This is a genomic window from Rhodovulum iodosum, assembly GCF_041020385.1.
Classification (GTDB): domain Bacteria; phylum Pseudomonadota; class Alphaproteobacteria; order Rhodobacterales; family Rhodobacteraceae; genus Rhodovulum; species Rhodovulum iodosum.
The window spans coordinates 757,259-771,744 of sequence record NZ_JBEHHI010000001.1; the positions used below are offsets into that span (position 1 = coordinate 757,259).

A 14,486-nucleotide genomic window follows, 5' to 3' on the forward strand; every position below is an offset into this window, starting at 1 on the left:
TCAGCCTCCTGTCCGCTTGCGGTAGACGATGTCGACATAGACCGCGAACACCAGCACGATGCCGACGACGATGTTCTGATAGGGCGCATCGACCCCCACCATCGCCATGCCCGATTGCAGCGACTGCATGATCAGCGCGCCCAGGATCGCGCCCACGATCGTGCCGATCCCGCCCGACAGCGCGGTGCCGCCGATCACCGCCGCGGCGATGACCCGCAATTCGTCCAGCGTGCCGATATCGTTGGAATGAAACGTCTGCCGGGCGCTGGCGACGACCGCCGAGATCGCGCACAAGAGCCCCATGATGGCAAAGACCTTGACCGTCAGCAGGCGGGTGCGGATGCCCGCCAGCTCCGCCGCCTCGGGGTTGCCGCCCGTGGCGAAGATATAGCGGCCCAGCCGCGTGCGCCTTGCCACCACGTTCATCACGATCGCCACCACGATCAGCACGAAGACCGAGATCGGCAAGCCGTAGCCGGTGGTAAAGCCCTCGGGCATCACCTCGCCCCGGTCCTCGAAGATGCGCTGCAGGCGGCGCACCGGAATTTCGTAGGCGTTCAGGACCGCCACGAAGCCCAGGATCGCCACGGCGATCATGCCGGCGATGGCGAACTCGGCCCAGACCGGCTTGACCGGGAACTCGTGGGCCACCCGCGCCCGGCGAGCGGAAAACAGGCCGTAGAATGCCGCCGCCAGCGCCAGCAGGCCGAAAACCCAGCTCATGCTGACGCCCAGGGTGCCGTTGATCCCGCCGAAGTGCTGGAAATTGGCGTCGAGCGGGCCCACCGTCTGGCCCCCCGTCAGGTGCCACGCGACGTTGCGCCAGACAAAAAGGCCGCCAAGCGTCACGATGAAGGCCGGGATCGTCAGGTATCCGATCAGCCAGCCATGAAACGCGCCGATCAGAAGGCCCGTCAGCATCCCCGCGGCGATCGAGATCGGGGCGATGGCCGGGTGTTCAAGGCCCAGCCCCATCCATTCGGGTACGACCACCGTCTGGGTGACCGCCATCACCGCCGAGCAGGTGGCCAGAAGCGAGCCGACCGACAAGTCGATATGCCGCGTGACGATCACGAAAACCATTCCCGTGGCCATCAGCGCGACCGAGACGGTCTGGATCGTCAGGTTGAACACGTTGCGCGGCGTCAGGAAGCGTCCGTCGAAGAGCCAGGCCGCCGGGTTCCAGGCGAAATCTCCGCGCAGCGTCATCGCGTTGATGCCGGTCCAGACCTGGAATACCACGCAGATCACGGCAAAGGCGCCGATCATCCCCAGCAGGCGGCTGTCGATCTCCAGCGCGGCGAGCGGGTTCTTGCTCTTGACGCGCGCCGGTTCGTCGAATGTATGGGTCATCGCAGTCTTTCGGAAACTCGCCAAGTCGGCGCCTCCGCCCCGCGATGGGGCGAAGGCGCTTGGTCACATGTCAGGCCGGACGCCTCAGTTGCACGGCGACGGGCCGTCGCTGACGCCCTGGCAAAGCGTCTCGAGGTCGATCCAGCCGGCATCCACGACGACGTCCAGGTTGTCCTGCGTGACCGGGATCGGCGGCAGGAACTTGGCCCACATCGTGGTGCCCGAGGGCGAGGTCCATTCGACCGCCCCGTCGATATCCGCCATCATCGCGCCGTTGGCGAGCGTCACGGCGATTTCGCCGGCATTGCGGCCCAGGTCGCGCGCGTCCTTCCAGACGCTGACGGTCTGGGTGCCCTGCGCCACGCGGTTGAGCGCGGCAAGGTCGCCGTCCTGCCCCGAGACCGGGATACCGGCCATGCCCTGCGCCGTCAGCGCGGCCACCACCCCGCCGGCGGTGCCGTCGTTCGAGGCCACCACCGCGTCGACATCGTTGTCGTTGGCGGTCAGGATCTGCTCCATGTTGCGCTGCGCGTTGGCGGGCAGCCACTGGTCGGTATAGGCCTCGCCGACGATGGTGATGTCGCCGCTGTCGATGGCCTCTTGCAGCACCTCCTGCTGGCCGCCGCGCAGAAAATCGGCGTTCGGGTCGGTGGGCGAGCCCTTGATCATCACGTAATTGCCGGTGGGCTGGGCGGCGTAGACGGCGCGGGCCTGCATGCGGCCGACCTCGACATTGTCGAAGGTCAGGTAAAAGGCACGCGGGTCCTCGATCAGGCGGTCATAGGCGATGACCGGGATGCCCTCGTCGGTGGCGGCCTGAACCGCGGGGATGATCGCCTCGGTATCCTGCGCCAGCACGATCAGCGCGTCCACGCCCTGGGCCATCAGGCTTTCGATATCCGAAAGCTGCTTGGCCGCAGACGACTGCGCATCGGTCGAGATATAGGACGCGCCTCCCTCTTCCAGCGCCGATTTCATCGCCGCTTCGTCGCGCTTCCAGCGCTCTTCCTGAAAATTCGACCAGCTCACGCCGACCACGAGGTCTTGTGCCCAGGCCGCCGCGCCGAGCGTCACGCTCAGAACGGCCGCCGCGGCGACTGTCACTTTTTTCATGATGTCCTCCCGTAACATTCATCGGGTCCTCTCTTGGCGGAATCGACCCCGATGCAAGAACGCTAGCACCGCGTGTTTTTCGCGTCTAACCTTATCGCCATGCGGTTTGCGGAAAGCGGCCATGTTTATTTTGTTCTGCGCCGCCTTGCGGTGGCGGTGGCAGGCCTTGCGTTCTTGCTTGCCGGCGGGGCCGCCGCGCAGACCCCGCACTTCGTCGAACGCGCGGCCGCATTGGGCATCGAGCATCGCTATACGGGCGGGTGGGAGCATTTCGTCGGCGGGGGGCTTGCCGCCTTCGATTGCGACGACGACGGTTTGCCCGAGCTTTTCGCGGCGGGCGGCACGGCGCCCGCGGTGCTGCTCCGCAACCGCACCCCTGCCCCCGGCGCACCCCTCGATTTCATCGCCGACACGCCTGCCGCTCTGCGGCTGACCGGGGTGACCGGGGCCTATCCTCTCGATATCGACGGCGACGGCCCGCTCGATCTGGTGGTGTTGCGCGTGGGTGGCAACCGGGTGCTGCGCGGCGCGTCCGGCTGCCGGTTTGCCGATGTCACCGAGGCCTGGGGCATCGCCCCCGGCACCGGATGGACCACCGCCTTTTCCGCCACGTGGGAGGCCGGCGCGGTGCGCCCCACCCTGGCCTTCGGCAACTACGTCGATCGCGACGACCCCAAGGGCCCCTTCGGCACCTGCGACGGCAACCGGCTCATCCGGCCCACGGGCGCCCGCTACGGCCACGCCCTGCCGCTGGAGCCGGGCTTCTGCGCGCTGTCGATGCTGTTTTCCGACTGGGGCCGACAGGGCCGCGCGGACCTGCGCATCTCGAACGACCGGCATTATTACGTGAAAGGCGGCGAGGAACAGATGTGGGCGATGGATCAGCGGCCCCGGCTCTACGGTCCAGAGGACGGCTGGCAGAGCTTCCGCCTGTGGGGCATGGGCATCGCCAGCCGCGACATCACCGGCGACGGGCTGCCCGAAATCTATCTCAGCTCGATGGGCGACCAGCGTCTGCAAATGCTGGTGCCGGGGGCCGGGGGCCCGGTCTACCGCGACGCGCCCTATGACCGGGGCACCACCGCCCACCGCCCCTACCTGGGCGATGACGGCCGCCCCTCGACCGGCTGGCACGTCGCCTTCGGCGATGTGCAGAACGACGGGCGCGACGACATCTTCGTGGCCAAGGGCAATGTCGACCAGATGCCCTCGAACGCGATCCACGACCCCAACAATCTGCTGATCCAGGCGGCGGACGGACGTTTTGACGAGGCCGGCGCCGCGGCCGGCATCGCCAGCCTCGCCCGCAGCCGCGGCGCGGCGCTCGTCGATCTCAACCGCGACGGGCGGCTCGATCTCGCCGTGGTCAACCGCCGTGCGCCGATGGAGATCTACGAGAACCGAACCGACGGCACCGGCCACTGGCTGGCCGTCGCGCTGGCCAGCGATGCGCCCAACACGCGCGGCGTCGGCGCCTGGGTCGAGGTCGAGGCCGGGAGCCGCGTGCAGGCGCGCGAGATCACCGTGGGTGGCGGCCATGCGGGCGGACTTGCGGGGCCCGAGCATTTCGGCCTCGGGGCGGCGCAAACCGCCCGGGTGCGGGTAATCTGGCCGGACGGCACCGCCAGCGGCTGGGCCGAGACCGGCGTCAACCGGGCGGTCACGGTCGCGCCCGACGGCACGGCCCTGGCCCTGCGCTAGCCGCGCGCCGCGCGATACCACGCCACGATCGCCGCGCGCTCTTGCTCGGTCATGTAGCTGACATTGCCGGGCGGCATCGCGTGGCTCGCCCCGGCCTGCAGGTAGATCTGCCGGGCATGGCGCGCGACATCGGCCTCGGTCTCCAGATGCACGGCCTTGGGCGCCCAATGCATCCCGTCCCAGCTCGGCGCGCGCGCGTGGCACATCGAACAGCGCCCGAGCACGGTGTAGTAAACGTCCTCGAACCCCTCGGCCGCGGCATAGGCCCGCGCCGGCCCGCGCAGCGCGGCCTCCTCCGCCGCCGCCGCCGCGGGCTCGCGCCCGGGCAGGGCCGACAGCCAGACGATGACCAGGAAAATCGCCACCGTCAGCGCCCAGGCCCATAGCGGGTTGCCCGCGCGCGCGTGGCGGGTGTTGAAGTAATGCCGGATCGTCACGCCCATCAGGAACACCAGCGCCCCGATCAGCCAGTTCCACTGACTGGCGAAGGCCAGCGGATAATGGATCGACAGCATCAGGAACAAGACCGGCAGGGTGAGGTAATTGTTATGCACCGACCGCTGCTTGGCGATCTTGCCGTAAACCGGGTCGGGCACCCGCCCCGCCTTCAGATCGGCCACCACGATCTTCTGGTTGGGGATAATCGTCAAAAACACGTTGCCCGCCATCAAGGTGCCGGTGACGGCGCCCAGGTGCAAAAGCGCCGCGCGGCCGGTGAAGATCTGGGCAAACACCCAGCTGAGCGCCACCAGAACGGCAAAGAGAAACAGCATCAGCCGCAAATTGTCGTCGCCAAAGCGGGTACGGCAAACCCGGTCATAGGCAAACCAGCCGCCCACCATCGAGGCCACCGACAGCCCGATCGCCAGCCAGACCGGCAGGTCCAGCCGCGCCGCGTCCACGAGGTAAAGGTCGGCCCCCATGTAATAGACCAGTACCATCATCGCGAAACCCGACAGCCAGGTCGCGTAGCTTTCCCATTTGAACCAGGTCAGGTGGTCGGGCAGGTGGTCGGGGGCGACCACGTATTTCTGGATGTGGTAAAAGCCGCCGCCATGCACCTGCCATTCCTCGCCCGCCACGCCCTCGGGCAGACCGTCGCGCCGCCTCAGCCCGAGGTCCAGCGCGATGAAATAGAAGGACGAACCGATCCAGGCGATGGCGGTGATCACGTGCAGCCAGCGCGCGGCAAACTCGGCCCAATCCCACAAAAGGGCGAAAGTGTAGCTCTCGAACATGCCTCGCCGGCCCTCGAAATCCCGTCCGTTCCGCTATAGCGCGCGCCGGCGCACCATGCACCGCGAAATCCGCACCGGCCGCGCCCGCGGCACGCGGCGCACCATAATTGGGTATTTTTTGCCAAGAAGAAGCGGGCATTGCCTTCTTCTTGGCTGAAATACCCATGATCCCCGACCCTGCCCGAGGCGCCGCCGCCGGGGCCGGTGCGCCCTAGCTGCCGCGGTAGGTGGAATAGCCATAGGGCGACAGAAGCAACGGCACATGGTAGTGCGCGGCCCCGTCGGCGATGCCGAAACGGATCGGGATCTCGTCGAGAAAGCGCGGGGTGCCGCCTGCCTTGCCGGCGGCGTCGAAATAGCGCCCGGCGTGGAAGACCAGCTCGTAATGCCCGGGGCGGAAGGCGCCGCGGGGCAGGATCGGCTCGGCGGTGCGTCCGTCGGCGTTCGTGACCGCCTCGGCCAGCGGTTTGCGCGCGCCGCCTTCGATCTCGAAAAGCTCGATTTTCAGCCCCGCCGCCGGGCAGCCGCGGGCGGTGTCGAGGACATGGGTCGTCAGGTAGCCGCCGGTCGTCATCGCTCACTCCTTCAGCATCGCTCGCCTCTTCCCCGGGTTCTGGCATGAAACCGCTTCTCTGGCGAGGGCCGAGGCGGCATAACGGGGCTGTCCCGATCCCGACGGAGGAGCCGATGCGCCGATACCCCCGCGACCTGCATGGCCACGGCCCCACGCCGCCCGATGCCGCCTGGCCCGGCGGCGCGAAGATCGCCGTGCAGGTCGTCATCAATTACGAGGAAGGCGGCGAGAACTGCCTGCTGCACGGCGACGCCGCGTCCGAGGCGTTCCTGTCGGAAATCGTCGGCGCCGCCGCTTGGCCGGACCAGCGCCACTGGAACATGGAGTCGATCTACGAATACGGCGCGCGCGCGGGGTTCTGGCGGCTGCACCGTTTTTTCACCGGGGCAGGCGTTCCGGTCACGGTCTACGGCGTGGCAACGGCGCTGGCGCGCAGCCCCGCACAGGTGGACGCGATGCAGGCCGCGGGGTGGGAAATCGCCAGCCACGGCCTGAAATGGATCGAATACAAGGACATGGACCCGGCCGAAGAGCGCGCCCAGATGGCAGAGGCGATCCGGCTGCACGCCGAGGTCACCGGCGAACGGCCGCGCGGCTGGTATACCGGGCGCTGCTCGATGAACACGGTGAGGCTGGCCGCCGAAGAGGGCGGGTTCGACTACGTGGCCGACAGCTATGACGACGATCTGCCCCACTGGATGCGCGTCGCGGACCGCGACCAGCTGATCGTGCCCTATACGCTCGATGCCAACGACATGCGGTTCGCCACGCCGCAGGGGTTCAACTCGGCCGACCAGTTCTTTGCCTATCTGCGCGACAGCTTCGACGTGCTCTATGCCGAGGGGCAGGCCGGCACGCCCAAGATGATGTCGATCGGGCTGCATTGCCGGCTGGCCGGGCGCCCGGGACGGCTGGCCGCGCTGAAACGCTTCCTCGATCATGCCAGGGGCCACGAGGGCGTGTGGTTCGCCCGGCGCGTCGACATCGCCCGGCACTGGGCGGCGGCGCACCCGCCCGTCTCTTTCGACCGCCCCTCCGAGATGCGCCGCGCCGATTTCGTCGCGGCCTTCGGCGGCATTTTCGAGCATTCGCCCTGGGTCGCCGAACGCGCCTTCGAGCTGGAACTGGGCCCCGCCCATGACACCGCCGTCGGCATGCAGTCCGCGCTGGCCCGCGCCTTCCGCTCTGCCCCGCCTCAGGACCGGCTGGAGGTGCTGAGGGCCCATCCCGACCTTGCCGGCAAGCTGGCCGCCGCAAGGCGGTTGACCGACGCCTCGGCCGCCGAACAGGCCAGCGCCGGGCTGGACGCGCTGACCGATGCCGAACGGGCCGAGTTCACCCGGCTGAACGACGCCTACACGGCGAAGTTCGGCTTTCCTTTCATCATCGCCGTGCGCGATCACGACAAGGCCGGCATCCTCGCCGCCTTCGGCAAGCGCATTGACAACGAGGCCGAGACCGAGTTTGCCGAAGCCTGCCGACAGGTCGAGCGCATCGCCCGCCTGCGCCTCGACGCCCTCTTGCCGCAGTAACGGATATTCCATGCCCTCGATCGAGTCGCTCAACCCCGACACGCCGCTTTTCGCCCGCACCGGCATCAACCTCGCCTCGGCAGGGCTCGGCGCGCAGGCGGTTGCGGCCAGTGACGAATTCTTCGCGCCGCTCGAACGGATGCTGCACGACAGTGCCCCGGTCTTCGTCGAGGGCAAGTTCGACGATCACGGCAAGTGGATGGACGGCTGGGAAACCCAGCGCCGCCGCGACGGCGGCAACGACCACGCGGTGATCAAGCTGGCGGCGGCGGGCCGCATCCTGGGCTTCGACATCGACACCAGCCATTTCACCGGCAACTTCGCGCCCGCCTGCATGATCGAGGCCTGCACCCAGAGCGATGGCAATCTCGACGCGGCGACCTGGGTGCCGGTCCTGCCGCACCGCCCGCTGGGGCCCAACGCCCATCATTTCTTCAAATGCGAAAGCTACGAAAGCTGGACGCATCTTCGGCTGAACATCTTCCCCGACGGCGGCATCGCCCGGCTGCGCGTCTATGGCGTGCCCGAGCTCGACACCATCGCGGACGGCCGGGAGATCGACCTGGTCTCGGCGCTGAACGGCGGACGGGTTCTGGCCGTGTCCGACGCCCATTACGGCGATTACATGCGCCTCCTGGCGCCGGGGCGCGGGCTGAACATGGGCGATGGCTGGGAAACCCGGCGCCGCCGCGAACCCGGTTACGACTGGATGATCCTCGCGCTGGGCGCGCGGGGCCGCATCGGCCGCGTCGTCGTGGACACCGCCCATTTCAAGGGCAATTTCCCGCCCCGGTGTTCGATACAGGCCGCCGACATGAAAAACTTCGGCGACGGGCTGACCGACGCGCTGATCACCGACTCGATGTTCTGGAACATGCTGCTGCCCGAGGTTTCCCTCGGCCCCGACCAGTTGCACGATTTCACCGCCGAACTGGCCGAATTCGGCCCCGTGACCCATGTGCGCTTCAACATCATCCCCGACGGGGGCGTCAGCCGGCTGCGCCTCTACGGCCGCCCGGAATGAGCGTGATCCTCGCCCGCGCGCTGACGGCCGCCGCCTTCGCCCCCTTCGGCGAGGTTCTGGAAACGGCGGGCCCGCCCGACAAGATCATCAATCGCGGGCTCTGCGGGCGCTGGCATGACCGGGCCGGGCTCGAGTTCGGGTCCACAGGCCGCGCCGGGATCAGCGTGTTTCGTGCCACGCCGCGCGCATTGCCGATGACGCTCGACATGGTCGAGCGCCACCCCGAGGGCAGCCAGGCGTTCTTGCCGATGTCCGAACATCCGTTCCTCGTGGTGGTCGCGCCGGATGCGGACGGCGTGCCGGGCACGCCGCTGGCCTTTCTCACCGACGGCGCCCAGGGCGTGAACTACGCCCGCGGCACCTGGCACGGTGTGCTGACGCCCCTCAACGGCCCCGGGCTCTTCGCCGTGGTCGACCGCATCGGCGAGGGGGCGAACCTCGAGGAACACTGGTTCGACACGCCCCACACGGTGCGGCTGCCCTAGAAATCGACCTCGACCGCCACGCCTTTCTCGCGAGCCAGTTCCACCGCCTTGGCCGCCACCGCAAGGTCCTGCAGTCCCACGCCGGTGCCGTCGAACAGCGTGATTTCCTCGGCCGATTGCCGCCCCGGCACCGTCCCCTCGATCACCGCGCCGATCTGGCCGATATCGCCCTCGGCGACCAGCCCCGCCGCCACGGCATGCTGCGCCTCCCCGATGCTGACCGACTGCGCCACCTCGTCGGTGAACACCCGCGCACGGGCCAGGATCGCGGGGTCGACCTCCTGCTTGCCCTTGGTGTCGGTCCCCATGCAGGCCAGGTGCGTGCCGGGCTTGATATGGGCGTCCATCACCTGCGCCTCGAAGGACGAGGTGATGGTGACGATCACATCGGCCTGCGCCCCCAGCTCTTCGAGGCTGACCGCCTCGAACGGCAACCCCAGTTCCTCGGCCGTCTCGGCCAGCCGCGGCAGCATCTCGGGGTGGTAGTTCCACCCCACCACCTTCTCGAAATCGCGCTGCTTGACCGCCGCACGCATCTGGAAGGCTGACTGGTGCCCGGCGCCGACCATGCCCAGCACCTTCGCATCCTTGCGCGCCAGGTGCTTGATCGACACCGCGCTCGCCGCCGCCGTCCTCAGCGCGGTCAGCAGGTTGCCGCCCACCAGCGCATGGGCCTGCCCGGTATCGGCATCGAACAGCACGACGGTCGACTGGTGGTTGGTCAGACCCTTATCGGCATTGCCCGGCCAGTAGCCGCCGGATTTCAGCCCCAACACCAGCCCCGCCCGGTCGAACCCCGACTTGAAGCCGTAAAGCGCATCGGCATGGCCGATCGCCTCGCGGATCACCGGGAAATTATACGCATCCCCCCGCGCCATGGCCGCGAACACCGACTCGACCGCATCGAAACTGTCCTCAGCCGAAATCAGCCCGGCAATCTCCTTCTCCGGCACGATGATCATGCCCGTCCCTCCTCTGAACCGTAAAAAGGGCGCCGGGTCCGCGCCCCCGCGCCCTCGCTTCTTCTTGGCGAAAATACCCCCGCCGGAGGCAGCCGCCGAAAGGCGGCTCCCCCGCGCGGCGGTCAGTAGGCCTTGCCGCGGGCCGAGACCGGCCAGACGACCTCGACCTTGCCGTTCCGCACGCCGACATACCAGTCGTGCACGTTACAGGTCGGGTCGCAATGCCCAGGCACCAGCTTCAGCTTCTCGTTGATCTCGAGGTTGCCCTCGGGGTCGGAAATCACGCCGTGCTCGTCCGAGCATTTGACGTATTCCACGTCGTCGCGCCCATAGATGACCGGCAGGCCCGAGTCGACCGACTGCGCCTTGAGGCCGGCATCGCAGATCGCCTTGTCGGGCTTGACGTGGCTCATCACGCTGGTCAGCAGGAACAGCGCGTTTTCCCATTCGCCCTGGTCGATGCGGTTGCCGTCCTTGTCGAGGATCCGGCCGTAATCGGCATCCATGAAGGCGTAAGAGCCGCACTGAAGCTCGTTATAGACCCCCGAGTTGCCCTCGAAGTAATACGACCCGGTGCCGCCGCCGCCGACGATGTCGCATTCCAGCCCCTCGGCCTTCAGCGCCTCGACGGCGTCGCGCACCATCGCCACGGCGATGTCGATCTTGGCCTTTCGGTCCTCGTAGAGGTCGAGATGCTGCATCGCGCCCTGGTAGGCTTGCAGGCCGGAGAACTTAAGCCCCGGCGCCGCGTCGATGGCCTTGGCGATCTCGACCACCGCCTCGGTGGTGGTCACCCCGCAGCGGCCCGCGCCGCAATCGATCTCGATCAGGCACTCGATCTCGGTGCCGTGCTTTTGCGCGGCGGCCGACAGGTCGGCCACGTTGTCGATGTCGTCGACGCAGCAGATCGTGCGCGCGCCCAGCTTGGGCATCCGCGCCAGCCGGTCGATCTTGGCCGGATCGCGCACCTGGTTCGACACCAGCACGTCCTTGATGCCGCCGCGGGCGAAGACCTCGGCCTCGCTCACCTTCTGGCAGCACACGCCGACCGCGTCGCCCAGCTCTTCCTGCAGCTTGGCCACGTCCACCGACTTGTGCATCTTGCCGTGAACCCGGTGGCGTACCCCGTGTTCCTTGGCCCAGTCGCCCATCTTCTTGATGTTGCGCTCCAGCGCGTCGAGGTCGAGCACCAGGCAGGGGGTCTGGATATCGGCCTCGTCCATTCCCGGCACGGCCGGAACGTCATAGCCCACTTCCAGCCCGTCAAAGGTGGTTACGTCTTTCATGGCGTTCTCTCCCTTAGCTCTTGATCCAGGGCAGCTTGTCCAGATCGACATTGCCGCCCGTAATGATGACGCCGACGCGCTTGCCCGCGAAGGCATCCTTGTTCTTCAAAATGGTCGCCAGCGGCACGGCGCAGCTCGCCTCCATCACGATCTTCATCCGCTGCCAGGTCAGCTTCATCGCGTCGATGATCTCCTCTTCCGAGGCGGTGAAGATGTCGGTCACGTGGTTCGACACGAAATGCCAGGTCAGCTCTTTCAGCGGCACTTTCAACCCGTCCGCCACCGTGTTCGGGGCATCGTCGGCGATGATGTGGCCCGCCTTGAGGCTGCGATAGGCATCGTCGGCCTGCTCGGGCTCGGCGGCGTAGATCTCGATATCGGGGGCGATGTTCGACAGCGTCAGGCAGGTGCCCGAGACCATGCCGCCGCCACCGATGGGCGCGATCACCGCGTCCAGCCCCGGCACCTGCTCGTTGAGCTCGCGCGAGCATGTGCCCTGCCCAGCCACCACCCGCGGGTCGTTGTAGGGGTGTACGAACTCGGCGCCGGTCTCGGCCTGAACCTCGGCAAACACCGCCTCGCGGCTCGACGTCGAGGGTTCGCATTCGGTGATGATACCGCCATAGCCGCGCACCGCATCCTTTTTCGCCTGCGGCGCGGTCTTGGGCATCACCACGTAGCAGGGAATGCCGCGCCGCCCGGCCGCGTAGGACAGCGACAGCGCATGGTTGCCCGAGCTGTGCGTCGCCACGCCCTTTTCCGCCGTCGCGTCGTCAAGACCGAAGACCGCGTTGCACGCGCCCCGCACCTTGAAGGCGCCGGCCTTCTGGAAATTCTCGCACTTGAAGTACAGCTCGGCCCCCGTCAACTCGTTGAAATAGGACGAGGTCAGAACCGGCGTGCGGTGGATGTAGGGGGCGATCCGCTCATGCGCGGCCACCACGTCGTCATAGGTCGGGATATACATCTCGTTTGCGTCTTTCATCGGTCCCTTCCTCAAGCCGCTGCACGCGCCGGCGCGGCATGTGTGCTGCGGTAATAGTCCTGCGCGGCCGCCACGCCCCGGCCAAGGCCCACGTCGAGGCCCAGGTCGGCCATTGCCATCTCGGCCGTGGCGATGCCGGCCAGCGCCATCACGTCGGTCATCTGACCCAAATGGCCGATGCGAAACACCTTGCCGGCAACCGCGCCCAGCCCAGCGCCGAACGCCACGCCATAGGTGTCTGCGGCATGGGTGACGATGCGCCCGGCATCGATCCCTTCGGGCGTCACGATCGCCGTTACAGTATCAGAGTAGAGCGCCGGCGTCACCGCGCAAGGGCTGAACCCCCAGGCCGCCACGGCCTTGCGCACCCCTTCGGCGATGCGATGATGACGGGCATAGACCGCCTCCATCCCCTCGCTCAGCAGCATGTCGGTGGCAACCGACAGGCCATGGATCATCCCCACGGGCGGGGTATAGGGATAGACGCCCGACAGCATGTCCCGCAAATCGAAGAAGCAGCGCGGCAGGCCGTTCGTCTCCATCGCGGCCAGCGCCTTTTGGCTGATGCCGACGATGGCCAGCCCCGCCGGCAGCATAAAGCCCTTTTGCGACCCCGCAACGGCCAGGTCGACGCCCCAATCCTCCATCTTGAACGGGATCGACCCGATCGAGCTGACCCCGTCGACCATCAAGAGCGCCGGGTGGCCGGCGGCATCCATCGCGGCGCGCACCGCAGCGACGTCAGAGGTGACGCCGGTGGCGGTTTCGTTATGGGTGACGAGAACGGCCTTGATTCCGTGAGTGGTGTCTGCCGCCAACGCCTCGGCAAAAGCCGCGACCGGAACGCCCTCGCCCCAGGGCGCCTCGATGATATGGACGTCGAGACCGTGCCGCTGGCACATGTCGATCCATTTCTGGGAAAACATCCCGTGGCGCGCCGCCAGCACCTTGTCGCCGGGCGACAGGGTGTTGGTTATCGCCGCCTCCCAGCCGCCGGTGCCGGTGGCGGGAAACAGCACGACCTCGCCGGTCGCCGAACCCAGCACAGCCTTCACCCCCGACTTCGCCTTGTCGAAAATCGGCGGGAAATCGGCCGAGCGGTGATCCATCGTCGGGATATCGCAGGCATGTCGGATCACTTCGGGAATATTCGTGGGGCCCGGAATGAAAACGGGGTTCTGGCTGGCCATGATGTGTTCCTCTCTCTCCTGCCATGTCTTGTACGCGCCGGGCCCGGTGTGGTGCAATTTTTTTGAAAAATGATTTTGACAGGCGAAAAAGTGGTCAGGCCCCTTGAATCGGGGCGCTTTCGCATATTTCATCATGTGAAAAATGTTTTCACGCTTGAACGGAACGCCGATCCATGACCCAGCCCCGCCCGCGTGGCCGCCCCCGCGCCTTCCACGACAAGACCGAACAGAACACCGTGCGCTCGCTCGACCGGGCGATGGGCATTCTCGCCTCGTTGAGCGAAACCAACGGGCTGACGCTGTCGGAACTGGCCGAGCGCACGGGCCAGAGCGCCCCCACCGTCTACCGCGTGCTGACCACGCTGCAAACCCGCGGCATCGTCGAATCGGAGGAGGGCGCGCAGCGCTGGCATGTCGGGGCCGGCGCCTTTCGCATCGGATCGGGGTTTCTCAGGCGCACCAACGTGGCCGAACGCGCCCGCGGGCCGATGCAGGCGCTGATGCGCGCCACCGGCGAAACCGCCAACCTGGGCATCGAGAACCGCGACGAGGTGCTGTTTCTGACCCAGGTCGAAACCCACGAGGCGATCCGCGCCTTTTTCCCGCCGGGCACGAAAAGCCCGATGCATGTCTCGGGCATCGGCAAGGCGCTGTTGGCTTTTTATCCCGAGGCGCGGGTCACGGCCATCGTCGCCGAACGGGGGCTGCACGGCTTCACCGCGCTGTCGATCACGTCCGAGATCGGCCTCAAGCGCGACCTCGCCCGCATCCGCGAGCGGGGCTATGCGATCGACGATCAGGAGCGCGCCGAGGGCATGCGCTGCGTCGCCGCGCCGATCTTCAACGCCTATGGCGAGCCGGTGGCGGGACTGTCAGTCTCGGGGCCGGCGTTCCGGATGCCGGTGTCAGAGGCGGGCCGGATCGGCGCCGAGGTGCGCCGCGCGGCCGACACCGTGACCGCGGCCATCGGCGGCGCGGCGCCCAAGTGAGCCGCCCGAAGATTTCGTAGGTCGTTTGGCAAGACGTCGTGAAACACGCCTGGC

13 protein-coding genes are annotated in these 14,486 nt (G+C 67.4%); 5 read left to right on the plus strand and 8 right to left on the minus strand.

The genetic code is table 11. From position 1 onward, the window contains the following. Positions 1–1,353, minus strand: a complete 1,353-nt coding sequence (locus tag Ga0609869_RS03685) for a sugar ABC transporter permease (RefSeq protein ID WP_125407640.1) — start codon at positions 1,351–1,353, stop codon at positions 1–3. Between the two features lie 84 nt (positions 1,354–1,437). Further along, positions 1,438–2,466, minus strand: a complete 1,029-nt coding sequence (gene xylF / locus Ga0609869_RS03690; RefSeq protein ID WP_125407638.1) for a D-xylose ABC transporter substrate-binding protein — start codon at positions 2,464–2,466, stop codon at positions 1,438–1,440. A gap of 99 nt (positions 2,467–2,565) precedes the next feature. Between xylF and Ga0609869_RS03695 the strand changes: the two genes are divergently transcribed. Continuing rightward, positions 2,566–4,167, plus strand: coding sequence for a CRTAC1 family protein (locus tag Ga0609869_RS03695; protein ID WP_125407635.1), 1,602 nt, complete (start codon positions 2,566–2,568; stop codon positions 4,165–4,167). On the opposite strand, the gene Ga0609869_RS03700 is transcribed toward Ga0609869_RS03695, so the two are convergent. Together Ga0609869_RS03700 and uraH are read right to left on the minus strand one after the other, a co-directional pair. Beyond that, entirely contained in the window at positions 4,164–5,405 is a 1,242-nt protein-coding gene (locus Ga0609869_RS03700) for a urate hydroxylase PuuD (protein WP_125407632.1), read from the minus strand. The two genes, Ga0609869_RS03695 and Ga0609869_RS03700, sit on opposite strands and share 4 nt — an antisense overlap. 211 nt (positions 5,406–5,616) lie before the next feature. After that, positions 5,617–5,979, minus strand: a complete 363-nt coding sequence (gene uraH / locus Ga0609869_RS03705; RefSeq protein ID WP_125407629.1) for a hydroxyisourate hydrolase — start codon at positions 5,977–5,979, stop codon at positions 5,617–5,619. Positions 5,980–6,092: 113 nt separating this feature from the next. On the opposite strand from uraH, the gene puuE reads away from it, so the two are divergent. Genes puuE through Ga0609869_RS03720 form a run of 3 tightly spaced genes read left to right on the plus strand, consistent with a single transcriptional unit; the run spans position 6,093 to position 9,020 of the window. Further along, complete coding sequence (puuE, locus tag Ga0609869_RS03710) at positions 6,093–7,511, plus strand: allantoinase PuuE (protein WP_125407626.1); 1,419 nt, start codon at positions 6,093–6,095, stop codon at positions 7,509–7,511. A gap of 10 nt (positions 7,512–7,521) precedes the next feature. Next, a complete protein-coding gene (gene alc, locus Ga0609869_RS03715; RefSeq protein WP_125407623.1) occupies positions 7,522–8,535 on the plus strand; it encodes an allantoicase in 1,014 nt (337 codons plus the stop codon). Further along, positions 8,532–9,020: an ureidoglycolate lyase gene (locus tag Ga0609869_RS03720; RefSeq protein ID WP_125407621.1), complete on the plus strand. Its 489-nt coding sequence runs from the start codon at positions 8,532–8,534 to the stop codon at positions 9,018–9,020. The genes alc and Ga0609869_RS03720 overlap by 4 nt, the downstream gene beginning before the upstream one ends. Here Ga0609869_RS03720 and bhcD read toward each other — a convergent pair. From bhcD to bhcA, 4 genes are all read right to left on the minus strand, one after another. After that, a complete protein-coding gene (gene bhcD / locus Ga0609869_RS03725) occupies positions 9,017–9,982 on the minus strand; it encodes an iminosuccinate reductase BhcD (protein ID WP_125407618.1) in 966 nt (321 codons plus the stop codon). The genes Ga0609869_RS03720 and bhcD overlap by 4 nt on opposite strands. 122 nt (positions 9,983–10,104) lie before the next feature. Beyond that, positions 10,105–11,268, minus strand: coding sequence for a 3-hydroxy-D-aspartate aldolase BhcC (gene bhcC, locus Ga0609869_RS03730; protein ID WP_125407615.1), 1,164 nt, complete (start codon positions 11,266–11,268; stop codon positions 10,105–10,107). Between the two features lie 13 nt (positions 11,269–11,281). Then, on the minus strand, positions 11,282–12,253 hold the full coding sequence (gene bhcB / locus Ga0609869_RS03735; protein ID WP_125407612.1) for a beta-hydroxyaspartate dehydratase BhcB: 972 nt from the start codon (positions 12,251–12,253) through the stop codon (positions 11,282–11,284). 11 nt (positions 12,254–12,264) lie between these two features. Next, entirely contained in the window at positions 12,265–13,443 is a 1,179-nt protein-coding gene (gene bhcA / locus Ga0609869_RS03740; protein WP_125407609.1) for an L-aspartate--glyoxylate aminotransferase BhcA, read from the minus strand. Between the two features lie 173 nt (positions 13,444–13,616). Between bhcA and bhcR the strand changes: the two genes are divergently transcribed. Then, positions 13,617–14,432 carry an HTH-type transcriptional regulator BhcR gene (bhcR, locus tag Ga0609869_RS03745; protein ID WP_125407606.1) on the plus strand — a complete coding sequence of 272 codons (816 nt, stop codon included), beginning with the start codon at positions 13,617–13,619 and terminating at the stop codon, positions 14,430–14,432. Positions 14,433–14,486: the final 54 nt, after the last annotated feature.

What these genes read in the sequence shown, in the direction of transcription:
- Ga0609869_RS03685 (WP_125407640.1), bottom strand. Translation starts at nt 1,353, where the DNA reads ATGACCCATACATTCGACGAACCGGCGCGCGTCAAGAGCAAGAACCCG.
- xylF (WP_125407638.1), bottom strand. Translation starts at nt 2,466, where the DNA reads ATGAAAAAAGTGACAGTCGCCGCGGCGGCCGTTCTGAGCGTGACGCTC.
- Ga0609869_RS03695 (WP_125407635.1), top strand. Translation starts at nt 2,566, where the DNA reads ATGCGGTTTGCGGAAAGCGGCCATGTTTATTTTGTTCTGCGCCGCCTT.
- Ga0609869_RS03700 (WP_125407632.1), bottom strand. Translation starts at nt 5,405, where the DNA reads ATGTTCGAGAGCTACACTTTCGCCCTTTTGTGGGATTGGGCCGAGTTT.
- uraH (WP_125407629.1), bottom strand. Translation starts at nt 5,979, where the DNA reads ATGACGACCGGCGGCTACCTGACGACCCATGTCCTCGACACCGCCCGC.
- puuE (WP_125407626.1), top strand. Translation starts at nt 6,093, where the DNA reads ATGCGCCGATACCCCCGCGACCTGCATGGCCACGGCCCCACGCCGCCC.
- alc (WP_125407623.1), top strand. Translation starts at nt 7,522, where the DNA reads ATGCCCTCGATCGAGTCGCTCAACCCCGACACGCCGCTTTTCGCCCGC.
- Ga0609869_RS03720 (WP_125407621.1), top strand. Translation starts at nt 8,532, where the DNA reads ATGAGCGTGATCCTCGCCCGCGCGCTGACGGCCGCCGCCTTCGCCCCC.
- bhcD (WP_125407618.1), bottom strand. Translation starts at nt 9,982, where the DNA reads ATGATCATCGTGCCGGAGAAGGAGATTGCCGGGCTGATTTCGGCTGAG.
- bhcC (WP_125407615.1), bottom strand. Translation starts at nt 11,268, where the DNA reads ATGAAAGACGTAACCACCTTTGACGGGCTGGAAGTGGGCTATGACGTT.
- bhcB (WP_125407612.1), bottom strand. Translation starts at nt 12,253, where the DNA reads ATGAAAGACGCAAACGAGATGTATATCCCGACCTATGACGACGTGGTG.
- bhcA (WP_125407609.1), bottom strand. Translation starts at nt 13,443, where the DNA reads ATGGCCAGCCAGAACCCCGTTTTCATTCCGGGCCCCACGAATATTCCC.
- bhcR (WP_125407606.1), top strand. Translation starts at nt 13,617, where the DNA reads ATGACCCAGCCCCGCCCGCGTGGCCGCCCCCGCGCCTTCCACGACAAG.